This window comes from Dyadobacter jiangsuensis (assembly GCF_003014695.1).
GTDB lineage: Bacteria > Bacteroidota > Bacteroidia > Cytophagales > Spirosomataceae > Dyadobacter > Dyadobacter jiangsuensis.
On the sequence record NZ_PYAS01000010.1, the window covers coordinates 134075 to 146474 of the forward strand.

At 51.3% G+C, this 12400-nt stretch carries 10 protein-coding genes; 6 read left to right on the plus strand and 4 right to left on the minus strand.

Going from position 1 to position 12400, the window contains the following annotated elements:
• Positions 1 to 103 precede the first annotated feature (103 nt).
• Complete coding sequence (locus CLV60_RS20740; protein ID WP_106597297.1) at positions 104 to 1567, plus strand: alpha-L-fucosidase; 1464 nt, start codon at positions 104 to 106, stop codon at positions 1565 to 1567.
• 54 nt (positions 1568 to 1621) lie between these two features.
• Here CLV60_RS20740 and CLV60_RS20745 read toward each other — a convergent pair whose 3' ends face one another.
• Together CLV60_RS20745 and CLV60_RS20755 are read right to left on the minus strand one after the other, a co-directional pair.
• Positions 1622 to 2026, minus strand: a complete 405-nt coding sequence (locus CLV60_RS20745; protein ID WP_106597298.1) for a type II toxin-antitoxin system VapC family toxin — start codon at positions 2024 to 2026, stop codon at positions 1622 to 1624.
• A gap of 292 nt (positions 2027 to 2318) precedes the next feature.
• Positions 2319 to 3398, minus strand: a complete 1080-nt coding sequence (locus CLV60_RS20755) for a glycoside hydrolase family 76 protein (protein ID WP_106597300.1) — start codon at positions 3396 to 3398, stop codon at positions 2319 to 2321.
• A 219-nt stretch (positions 3399 to 3617) separates the two neighbouring features.
• Here CLV60_RS20755 and CLV60_RS20760 point away from each other — a divergent pair, with 219 nt between their 5' ends.
• From CLV60_RS20760 to CLV60_RS20780, 5 genes are all read left to right on the plus strand, one after another.
• Entirely contained in the window at positions 3618 to 4229 is a 612-nt protein-coding gene (locus CLV60_RS20760) for an RNA polymerase sigma factor (RefSeq protein ID WP_106597301.1), read from the plus strand.
• Positions 4230 to 4305: 76 nt separating this feature from the next.
• On the plus strand, positions 4306 to 5388 hold the full coding sequence (locus CLV60_RS20765) for a FecR family protein (RefSeq protein ID WP_106597302.1): 1083 nt from the start codon (positions 4306 to 4308) through the stop codon (positions 5386 to 5388).
• A gap of 173 nt (positions 5389 to 5561) precedes the next feature.
• Positions 5562 to 9140, plus strand: coding sequence for a TonB-dependent receptor (locus CLV60_RS20770; protein WP_106597445.1), 3579 nt, complete (start codon positions 5562 to 5564; stop codon positions 9138 to 9140).
• A gap of 47 nt (positions 9141 to 9187) precedes the next feature.
• Entirely contained in the window at positions 9188 to 10852 is a 1665-nt protein-coding gene (locus CLV60_RS20775) for a RagB/SusD family nutrient uptake outer membrane protein (protein ID WP_106597303.1), read from the plus strand.
• Positions 10853 to 10894: 42 nt separating this feature from the next.
• Entirely contained in the window at positions 10895 to 11845 is a 951-nt protein-coding gene (locus CLV60_RS20780) for a sugar phosphate isomerase/epimerase family protein (protein WP_106597304.1), read from the plus strand.
• An 83-nt stretch (positions 11846 to 11928) separates the two neighbouring features.
• Here CLV60_RS20780 and CLV60_RS20785 read toward each other — a convergent pair whose 3' ends face one another.
• Entirely contained in the window at positions 11929 to 12180 is a 252-nt protein-coding gene (locus tag CLV60_RS20785; protein ID WP_106597305.1) for a Txe/YoeB family addiction module toxin, read from the minus strand.
• Positions 12180 to 12389: a type II toxin-antitoxin system Phd/YefM family antitoxin gene (locus tag CLV60_RS20790; RefSeq protein ID WP_106597306.1), complete on the minus strand. Its 210-nt coding sequence runs from the start codon at positions 12387 to 12389 to the stop codon at positions 12180 to 12182. Before CLV60_RS20790 ends, CLV60_RS20785 begins: the two co-directional genes overlap by 1 nt.
• Between the last annotated feature and the right edge of the window lie 11 nt (positions 12390 to 12400).

Consider the following 12400-nt stretch of genomic DNA (forward strand, 5'->3'; position numbering starts at 1 on the left):
CAATAGGAAAACAGCGATAGATTTGGTGAACTCGCTTAAAAAAAACGATCTTCACTTTCGATTTGCATCACCCCTATCTGTATCATCAGAAACACCTTTTCAAATGATCAAAAAAATATCCGGTCTCCTCTGCCTGACGGCGTCGATCGCTTTTGCCCAAACTCCTCCGAAACCCTACGGCGCATTGCCCGCAGCGCGTCAGATCGCATGGCACGAAACCGAAGTTTACGGTATCATGCACTTCACGCCCACCACATTTGAAAACAAGGAATGGGGCTATGGCGACGCAGATCCCAAGACATTCAATCCAAGTGATTTCAATGCCGACCAGATCGTACAAGCCGCCAAAGCAGGCGGTTTACGCGGAATTGTCCTGGTAGCGAAACACCACGACGGCTTCTGTCTCTGGCCTACCAAAACGACCGATTACAATATCACCAAAAGCCCGTTCCGCGACGGCAAAGGCGACCTCGTACGCGAAGTTGCAGACGCAGCGCGTAAGCACGGGCTGAAATTCGGGGTGTATTGCTCACCCTGGGACCGTAATAATGCCAAATACGGCACGCCGGAATACATTAAGATCTACCGCGAGCAGCTCCGTGAGTTGTACACCAACTACGGCGACCTGTTTATGTCGTGGCATGACGGCGCAAATGGCGGCGACGGGTACTACGGCGGCGCGAGAGAAAAACGTTCGATCGATAATACTACCTATTACCAGTGGGATTCTACCTGGACCAACTACACCCGCAAGCTGCAACCGAACGCAAGTATTTTCAGCGACATAGGCTGGGATGTGCGCTGGGCAGGTAACGAGGACGGCAGCGTGAACCCGACTTCATGGGCGACATTGACGCCGAAGCCATCCGAAGGCCAGAACGTGGCAGTACCAGGCCAGGCCAATGCAACGGAGAACCCGGGCGGTACCCGCGGCGGCAAGTTCTGGATCCCGGCTGAATGCGATGTGCCGCTTCGCAAAGGCTGGTTCTACCACGCCAACGAAAAGCCTAAAACACCGGAAAAGCTCTTCGACCTGTATTTGAAAAGTGTAGGACGCGGCGCGGCCCTGGATCTTGGCCTTGCCCCCGACACCCGCGGCCAGCTGCATAATGACGACGTCGTAGCGCTCAAAACGTTCGGCGACCATGTCAAAAACACTTTTGCGACAAACCTTATCGGACGTGCGTCTTCGAAAGCGGTCAATGTTCGTGGTTATAACTCCATTTATAGCGCCAAAAACCTGCTGGACGGCAAACCCGACACTTACTGGGCAACAGACGACGATTTCAAAACGCCGGAAGTGGTGATTGAAATGAACCAGCCGATCGTGTTTGACATCATCAGCTTGCAGGAATACATTAAACTAGGCCAGCGCATTGAAGAATTCGCCGTTGATGCCTGGATCGGAAACGAATGGAAGGAAGTATACAAAGGTACCAGCGTAGGCGCAAAACGTCTTGCGAAACTAGATGTACCCATCACTTCCAACAAGGTACGTCTCCGCATCACCAAATCGCCGGCTAGCATCGCGATCAGCGAGTTTGGGGTTTATAAGGATACTGAGTAGGGCGTATGGAGCATAGTAAAAGCGTCGATTGAGTTTCAATCGGCGCTTTTACTTTTATAATAGTGTTATTCTCAAATCTGTATACGACTTGATTCTCGAAAAGTCGGACTTATTAAAAGTCACCAACTCATCGCAATTTCGCTCCGCTATTGCAGTGTGCAGGCAATCATTAAAATGCTGAAACCCCACTCGTTCGGCTAAATAGACTGCGCGATAATACTCTCCCTGCTGATATGCGTAGGGCTTTAACAACGCCAGTGCATTGACATTTGCTCTTACTTCCGGTGCCGGCATATTCAGCTTTCCCAGCACAAACGACAATTCTTGCAACACAAGGAACGACACAAAGATTGATCCTTCCTCCGAAGCTTTCTCAAAAATACGCCCTGCCAGATCGTGCTTATCCAGATTTTGTTGTATCAGAAAATTAACAAACACGTCTGTATCAAGATAGCGCATACCTCAAATCATTGCATCATTGGAATCGTCTGCTAGCCTGGACAAGTCGATACTTTCATCCACCTTAATTGGTGGATATTGCCTCTGTAACGCTTTCATCTGAAGGTACACATCGTGTTGATTCTGAGAAGAACCTCCTTCAATATCCTCAACAGTTACCCGGACTCTTTTTTGTCCAAACGGCGACAACACCCTCTTCCAGAAACCCTCCGTCCATTCTCCCGGACTAACTTCAAATGTCGTTTGCATAACTGATCATGCTTGGTCCTAAAACAAAAATAACACTATAATCTCACTCCTTCGCAAGCCGCTCCAACCGCGCGTACATTTCCAGCATCGCGCCCTGGTCGATGAGCGTTTTGACCGGTTTGCGGCCCAGGAGGTTTTTGCCATCGCGTTCGTCTTTCCAGATTCGTTCGGCGTCGGCGATGAAGATTTGATAGTCGCCGGCTTGCGGATCGATTTTGTGCAGTTCTTCAAATCCGCGTAACAGCACCACATTGAACCAATAGTTGTCCGGCAGCCTGTTGTTCTTATAAAAGTGCTTTTTGGAACCTTCCGCCAATGCCCTCGCTTCGTCCAGGTATTCTTTTTTGCCTGTGATATTGTGCAGCAAAACCGCGGATTGCAGCATTGTGCCGGTATTATAGGAGTATTTGGCAGAGTCTATTTTCAACGAAGGGACTTTGATCGCATCATAATAAGTACCATCACTCGCGCGCAGGTTCTTTTTGGTCCAATCATAGAGGCTGATGGCCGTTTTGAGGTATTCGGGCTCCTTTTTGATCTGGTACAATTGCAACGCTACGAGTATCCCCGGACCATTCGAGCAGGTATTCTTCGTATTCTTTTCATCCTCCTTCCAATAGAGCCCGCCGCCAGTCTTCTCGTCGTAGCCCGTCATCATAAAGCGGTAAATTTCCTCGGCAATGGCCAGGTAATCTTTCTCACCGGTGCGGTTGTACGCATCCAGGCAGGCGATCGCGATCCACTGGTTGTCGTCGTAAAAACGGGAGTCCTTTTGCTCGCTCGTCACATAGGCCTGATACCCCGGAGCTGGCGCGGCCGTATTGTAGTATTGCCTTATGGCGCCTAAAACCGGCTTCATATACTGCTTGCCCGGGCTCACAGCCTCGGACTCGGTCGCGGCTTGAAGCAATGCGCAAAGCGGCCAGAGATAGGAATGCGGCTTTTCATTCTTGCCGTTTGTTTCAATAAAAAGGCCTGTCGACGACTCGTAAAACACGCCTTCGATGTTGTGGAGAATCTGCCCGCGGCGCGACTTGTAATCCGGTGTAGCGGACTGGGATACGGCGAGGTCGAAGCGGGCCATACCAAGCAAAACCAGCGCCGTTGTGTACATACTTTTCATAAATAGTTTCGATTTTTTTGAGTAGAAGGAGTCCCTGCGAGGTTCTCTACTTGAAAGATCCTCCCTAAAATCGCTAGCCGACAAAATACCCCTCAACTGCATTTTAGTAAAATAGAATAATAAAATTTGGTTATTCTAATAATATACAAAACTATATTTCATATCCAGTTCACATCCCCTACTTTTGGTTAAATCCCCCCATTAACCTGACTAACCCTTTTGACTGCATTTGGCAAACATACCGACGATGCCGTGCTTTGGAATGCGTTCCGTGGTGGGGACGAGCACGCGTACACGGAGCTTGCAAAACGCTACTACCGGACGCTCTTCCAATATGGCCAGCGGTTCACCCCCAATATGCAGTTGATCGAAGATGTGATTCAGGATCTGCTGGTACATTTATGGCTGCGCCGCGCTACCATTAATGAGACTCCTTCGGTAAAATTTTACCTTATCAAGGCATTCCGGCACCGGATGCTGAAAACCATCAAACCGCTGTCCGAAGAAACCGGGCTGACCGATGAATGCGATCACCTGTTGCCCGAATTTTCGAGCGAGGACAGCTGGATAGGCCGCGAAAATGACCTGGCATTAAAAAAACAGGTCCACACGGCGATTCATCAGCTACCGGCACGCCAGCAGGAAGTCATTTACCTGCGCTTTTTTCAGAACCTGACGCCCGAAGAGATTGCCGGGCTTCTGGCGATCAATGCACAGTCCGTGAGTAATATCATTCAACGGGCATTGTCCAACCTGCGCGGGCTCTGGCGCACGCCTCCTTCCATATCGGTTATCCTATGCTCATTTTGCCAAATTTCCTCCTGGCTCTGAATTAATTTTAAAAATTTTTAACCCCAACCGAGTATTCCGGCAGAATAAACGGATAATGTAGAAAACGCATTATTCCATGCTTCACGACCGGTCCGGCCATTTACTGCAATCGCTGCTCGAAAATCCCGCATTCAGATGCTGGGCCGAGGGCAGATGTGCCGAAGACGGTGCGATGTGGGAGAAATGGGCGGCAGCGCATGAAGACGGGCAGGCTATTCTCCGGCAGGCCGTGGAAATCGTGCGTGCCGTACCTGTGCGCGACGAGCATCTGACAGACGAATACATCCAGCGTAAGGTGAGCGATGCATTGCAAGCCGCAAAACGGCAGGAGCAAATGGAGAACAGCCGGAAAAAGGAGTCATTTTTCCCTGTTTTCCTCTCGGGATGGAACGTGGCGGCGAGCCTGCTGATCGTCGTCGGGCTTGGCTTTGCATTGTTCCGGATTTATCACAATGCACACCCCACCCCGAAAGCAGCGGAGGCCAATCTGCCCGCGAATGCTTTGAAAGAAGTAGCCAATACGGAACGACCGTTCAAATATGTGCAGCTACCCGATGGCAGCTCGGTGGTACTGCACCGCAACAGCACGTTGAAATATCCCCGGGCATTCACCGGCAAAAAACGGGAAGTGTATCTTACCGGCGAGGCATTTTTTGAAGTAACGAAGGATCCTGATCGGCCGTTTTTGGTGTACGCCGAAGAACTGATCGCCAAAGTGCATGGTACCAGTTTCAGTATCAAGGCCGTTGCCGACGAAAAGGAGATTACCGTTGCCGTCAAAACGGGCAAAGTATCCGTTTTCAGCGAGCGGGCGTCCCCAACTCTCCTGCTGACCTGCAACCAGCAGGCCACGTTCGAGCGCACGGGAGCAAAGTTCGTACGGTCGGCTCTTAAAAGCCCCGTCCTGCTGAACATCCCTATTGAAAATCAAGAATTTACTTACTCAGAAACACCGGCAGCAACCGTTTTCGACGCACTTGCCAAGGCCTATGGTGTGAACATCGTATTCGACGCGCCCAGTCTGGCGCATTGCAGCATTACCGCCACGCTGGGCGATGAGCCGCTCGAAAACAAGCTGAAATGGATCTGTACCATCCTTGAAGCAAAATATACCATTACCGAGGATAGCATTACCATTACCGGAACACCGTGCAACTGATTATTCACTTCAAAACCCGACTATTTGGATAAAAACAACAAAAGGTGAACGATGCTACCAACATCATTCACCCGATTGAAATCCCCTCTTTCTGTGCTGGCGCTAAGAAGGTCCCTTGTCGGGACACGGGAATTATTTTGCCGATTTTTTTAACCTACAAAACAGACAAAAGTATGAAAAAAACCTTTTACCGGCAGAGTTACCTGCTCAAAATTATGAGAATCAGCCTCATACAATTGTTCATCATCATCGGGTTCTCCGAGTTCGCCGTGGCCTTCGATGGCTTCGGGCAGGAGGTGCTCAACCGTCGCCTGACGATCAATATCCGCGAGCAGAAAATCGGAGCGGCTCTTGAACAAATCGGCAAACTATCCGGCGTGCATTTCATGTACAGCCCGGAGCTCATCCGCTCGCAGCGCAAGGTGACTTTCAGCGCTAAAGAAGAGAAACTGGAAGCAATTCTCGATAATTTCCTGACCCCATTGCAGGTTTCCTACGAAGTGTCGGGTAAGCAGATTTTGCTGAAACGGGCCACCTCCAAACCGGTCTTCAACCTGCCGGAAGGTGCCGGTACGTCAGTCAAAACGATCCAATCCATCGATTTTCAAATCAAAGGAACCGTAAAAGACGCAACAGACGGCACCATTCCCGGTGCCACGATCGTCCTCAAAGGCAGCTCGTCGGTAGGTACCACCACCGATGCCGACGGCGGATTTGAGTTGAATGTCCCCGACGGCAGTACCACGCTCGTCGTTTCGTCGATCGGCTTCCTCACGCAGGAAATTGATATTGCCAACAAAACCATGGTGGAGGTTACGCTTCAATCCGACATCAAGTCGCTGAGTGAGGTGGTGGTAACGGGTTATTCGTCTCAATCCAAACGGGATATTACCGGCGCGGTATCGACCGTTGACGCTACCGAACTGACCAAAGTAGCCGCTCCGAACGTAGCGCAGCAATTACAGGGACGCGTTGCAGGTGTGACTGTTACTTCCAACAACACGCCCGGCGGTGAAGCCACCGTCCGTATCCGCGGTTTCGGTACGATCAACAACAATGACCCGCTCTACGTCATCGACGGCGTGCCTACCAAAGGCGGTTTGAACAGCATTAACCCGAACAATATCGAGTCGATGCAGGTGCTGAAAGATGCTTCCTCGGCATCCATTTACGGCTCGCGCGCTGCTAACGGGGTGATTATTATTACTACCAAAAAAGGAAAAGTGGGCGCGCCGAGATTTACATTCAACTCCCGCGCAGGCTTCCAAACCGGCAAAGTAGACCTTGACCTGATCAAAGACCCGCAGCAATTCGGCGACCTTTTGTGGACACAGCGAAAAAATGCAGGCGTATTGACGAATGGCAATCCTTCGCACCAGCAATACGGTAACGGCGCTAACGCAGTCGTGCCCGACTACATTCTGGCGGGTTCGAGTTACGGCCTTTTTGAGGGTGATCCCAAGACCGATCCTTCCCTTTACAACTACAACCGCACCGGATTTTACCAAATCGTAAAGGCCAATAAAGAAGGTACCGACTGGCACAAGGAAATCCTGCGCCCGGCTGCCATTCAGGAATATAATATCGGCGCCAATGGCGGTACCGAAAATGGTCGCTACGCCATTGCGCTCAACTATTTCAAACAGGATGGTGTATTGATCCACACCTCATTCGATCGCTACTCGATTCGCTCAAATACCGAGTTCACTTTCAAAAAGCGTATTCGCCTCGGGGAAAACCTCGAATTGAGCTATACCGAAAACAAAGGCTATTACAACGCGAACGGCACAGCCAGCAGTACCAACAACCAGGACGGCAACCCGATCGGTAATGGGTACCGCATTCCCTCGATCATTCCGGTGTATGACATTATGGGCAATTTCGCTGCTACGCGCGCTGCCGGACTGGGGCCTGCCACCAACCCCGTTGCCCAGCTATGGAGAAGCCGCAACAACCAGACCAACACATTGCGCGCATTCGGTAATGCATACCTCGAAGTAGACATCCTGAAAGACCTCACCGCCAAATCGAGCATTGGTATTGACTTTATCAATGCCAACCGCGTGAGCTATACCTTGCTCGACCTCGAAGAAGCGGAAATCGAAGCAGCCAACGCGATGACCAATGGCAACGCGTACGACGTCAACTGGACGTGGTCAAATACTTTGAACTACACCAAAAACCTGGGCACATCGCACAAAATCAGCCTACTGGCGGGTACGGAAGCAATTAAAGGTACCGGCCGCGATTTCTCCGGCACGCGCACGACTTTCTTCTCGGAAGATCCTCTATATATGTACCTCAACTCCGGAACCGCGGGCATCGCCAACACAGGAGCAGGTTATGAGTGGGCTCTGTTCTCTATCTTCGGAAAAGCGAACTACGCATTCAAGGATCGCTACCTGCTGGAAGCTACCGTACGCCGCGATGGTTCTTCACGCTTCGGACAAAACAACCGCTACGGTACATTCCCGGCATTCAGCGCGGGATGGCGCTTGTCGGAAGAAAGTTTTATGAAAAGCATTTCCTGGCTGGACGACCTGAAACTTCGTGCGGGCTGGGGACAGACCGGGAACCAGGAGATTGGAAACTACAATGGTTTCAGCACCTACCGTTCCAGCCTGAGCCAGTCGTCGTACGCAATCGACGGGTCCAACAATGCGGTACAGCCAGGCTTCGATACCGAGGCGTTCGGTAACCAGAATGCAAAATGGGAAACTACCACCCAGACCAACGTGGGTATCGATGCTACTTTCCTGAAAGGGATGTTCGGCCTGAACCTCGATTTGTACAACCGTACCACTTCCGATATGCTTTATCAGGTGGCATTGCCTGCAACCCAGGGTGTCGCAACCATTCCTTTCGTGAATGTGGGCGAGATGAACAACAAGGGTATCGACCTCGGCATCGACTTCCATAACAAAGCATTGAACGGCGACCTTACTTACTCGGTAGGTGTTAATTTTTCTACCTATAAAAACGAGGTCAAAAAGCTGAACAGCAGCGCAACCGCCGTACTCCTGGGACCCGCCATCCGCAGCTACACCTGGACGCGTTCCGTAGCCGGCATGCCGCTTTACTCATTCTACGGCTTGCAGATCGACGGTATTTACCAAAACCAGGGTGAAGTGGACAATGGCCCGAAATATCCAGGCTATGCGGCGGTGGGTAAATACAAATACCACGATACCGATGGAAGCGGCACCATTACCGACAACGACCGCAAGTTTATCGGCAATCCGCACCCGGATTTCACTTATGGTATCAATTTCAATGTGGGCTACAAAAACTTCGACCTCTCGGCATTCTTCCAGGGCGTGAAGGGCAACCAGATCATCAACATGGTGAAACGCTGGGTGGATTTCAACAACCAGGCCGGTAACCGGAGCCTTCGCATGCTCAATGATTCATGGACGCCTCAAAACCCCGATGCCGTATTGCCGATCCTCGACGCGAACGACAGCCGCAGCCAACAGCCTTCGAGCTATTTCATCGAGGATGGTTCTTACCTCCGCATGAAAAACCTGACGCTGGGCTACACATTGCCTGCCGGCGTGTTGTCCAAAATCGGTTTCGAGAGCGCGCGGGTGTATTTGCAGGCGCAAAACCTTTTCACGATCACCAAATACAGCGGTATCGATCCGGAGGTAACATCGGTGGGTTCGACACCGGGCAGCACGGTTCTGGGTGTGGATCAGGGTAATTACCCCAATTCGAAGATGTATCAGATCGGTATCAACTTCGGGTTCTAGTTTGGTTTAATCAAAATCTTTAACACGGCATTATTCTCATTATCAATATGAAAAAGAGCGTATTAGCATTAACAGCGATGGTCTGCGTGGGTGTGCTCACCTCCTGCGGGGACAGTTTTCTCGAAACTACGCCGCTGGGCGTGGGCAACGAGGCCATGCTTGCGAACAAAACGGGGGTCAATGCGGTATTGATCGGCGCATACAGCCTGCTCGACGGCGTCGGCTCCGGACCGGTGAACACCTCGTCCGTCAGCAACTGGATTTACGGCTCCGTCGCATCCGACGACGCCTACAAAGGCAGCGATGTGGGCGACCAGGCGCAGATCACGACCATCGAACGCTACATTGCCCAGGCCGACATCGGCGCCTACAATGACAAATGGGTAGCCGTTTACGACGGCGTTTCGCGTTCCAACAACGTAATTAACCTCATAGCCAAAGCTACGGACATGACCGCCGCCGAAAAAGCACAGGCGCTCGGCGAAGCCCGCTTCCTGCGTGCCTGGTACCATTTCGAAGCCAAAAAGCTCTGGAATATGGTGCCTTACGTGGACGAAACGGTTACCGACTACATCAACCTGCCCAACGACAAGGATATCTGGCCGAACATCGAGGCAGATATTCAGTTCGCGATCGACAACGTATCGGCTACCAAAGCGCAGGTAGGCCGCGCGAGCAAATGGACCGCGAAGGCATTCCTGGCCAAAGTACATCTGTACCAGCAGGATTACCTCGCTGCCAAACCGTTGCTGGATGATGTGATCAACAATGGCCCGTTCTCGCTCGTGAATAGTTTTCACGACAACTTCCGCATTGCAACGGAAAACAATTCGGAATCCATTTTTGAAGTACAAATGTCCGTTGCCGATGGCGGTGCCGGTCAGAACGGCAGCTGGGGGGATAACTATAACTTCCCTTATGGTTCCGCGCCGGGTGGTTGCTGCGGGTTCTTCCAGCCTACCCAAAATCTCGTGAATGCGTTCAAGACCGATGCCACTGGGCTTCCATTGCTGGATACCTTTAATGATGTGGATGTAAAGAACGATGAAGGACTTTCTTCTACCGATGCATTTACACCCTACGAAGGCACCCTGGACCCGCGCCTCGACTGGACGGTGGGCCGTCGCGGGCTACCGTTTCTGAACTGGGGTACTCACCCGGGCAAAAACTGGATCCGCGACCAGGCATTCGGCGGGCCTTACACTTTCAAGAAATTTTTTGCTTACAGCGGTGAAAATGCCGGCGCCGAGTCGCCCCGGGCGAACGCGAACAACTACCGCGCCATTCGTCTGGCCGACGTTCTGCTGATGCGTGCCGAAGTGGCCGTGGAGGACAACGACCTCGCCACCGCATTGAAACTTGTGAACCAGGTGCGCACGCGTGCGGCCAACGTGGTGGTACTCGATGCTGCGAACAAACCTGCGGCAAACTACCTCGTAAAACCGTATCCCGCATTCGCTAACCAGGATTATGCCCGCAAGGCGGTGCGCTTCGAGCGCCGCCTGGAACTGGCCATGGAAGGCCACCGGCACTTCGACCTGGTACGCTGGGGCAATGCCGATGTGGTGCTGAATGCCTACCTGACCAAGGAAAGCAAGAAACGTACCTACCTTGCCGGCGCCGCTTTCGTGAAGGGCAAAAGCGAGTATTTCCCTATCCCGCAGGCACAGATCGATATCATGGGTGCAAATGTTTTGAAGCAAAATCCATGAAAGTGACAAATTTTTAATATTATTATCCAAAATTATCACTCAATGATACCTAACGAACAGGATAATACTTCACGGCGTGATTGGCTCAAAACCATCGCGTTGGGTGGTGCAGCGGCCATGACCGGCCATGTTGCACAAGCGGAAACAGCCCCTGCTCCCGCTGCACGCAGAATTCCTATCGCAGTTTCGACCTACTCCTACTGGCATTTCCAGGAGCAGAAGTACCCGATCGATAAAGTGATCGAAGATGCAGCTAGGCTTGGCTTCGATGGCGTGGAGATTCTTCACCGGCAAATGGATAACGAGACCATTCCATACATGAACAAGCTGAAAAGGCTTGCATTCGACAACGGATTGGCACTTCCGTTACTTTCTATCCATCAGAGCTTTGTGCAGCCGAAGCCGGAAGATCGAAAAAAGGACATTGAACATACCTTAAAATGTGTTAACCTTGCGACCCAAATGGGCATTCCGGCGATCCGGATGAATACGGGAAGCTGGCGCACTGTGAAGCGCGACGCCAACTATTACAAGGATGGCAAAGAGCCGCCGATCCAGGGATTCACCGATCAGGACGCGATCAAGTGGTGTATCGAATCGATGCAGGAATGCCTGGTAGCTGCCGAAAAAGCGGGGATTGTGCTCGCGATCGAAAACCACTGGGGGCTGTCGTCGAACATCGATTACCTGCTCGAAATTTACAAGCCGCTGGCATCATCACCGGCGATGGGCATGAATGTCGACACAGGCAATTTCGTAGGCGACCCCTACCCGCAGTTCGAACGCCTTGCGCCGTACGCGACGATCGTCCAGGCCAAGACCTATTACGGCGGAGGCCATTATTACGACCTCGATCTGGATTACAAACGGATTGCGGGTATTTTGAGAAAAGCGAATTTCAAAGGTTACGTATCGCTGGAAATGGAAGGAAAAGAAGACCCGGCCACAGCGGTGCCCAAAAGCCTGAAAGTATTACGCGAAGCATTGAGCTAGAACGACTTTTGCTTCGCTACGATTTTCATAATTATATTCTGTAGTTAATAAAGTGCAGCTTCTCTGGGGCCGCACTTTTTGTTTTAATAGTGATACTTACATTGCGCGATGATGATACACCCATCCGTAACCTTATAGACCAACCGATGTTCGTCGGTAATCCTTCGAGACCAGAAACCGGAATAATTCGAGCGTAGCAATTCCGGCTTACCCTTTCCCTCGAACGGGGTCCGCAAACATTCCTTGATCAATTCGTTGATTCGTTTTGCAATGTTTCGGTCAACCCGTTGCCATTCGACATAATCCTCCCACGCGTCAGGATGCCAGGAGAGCATCACAGGTCAGCCAGGTCGCGGGGGAAAATGTTATTTCCGGCTTCGATGTCATTCATCGCTTTCAGCAAACGGGCGCGGTTAGCCGGGCTTTTCATAAGGTACGCGGTTGTGTCCGTTTCTTCTTCCGCCTTCGAAGCATGGTGGCGGTTCAGAAATTTGAAGAGATTGAAGATGGACTGCCGTTTTTTCAATGGAAGAGCTAATTTCATTTCCTTCTTGC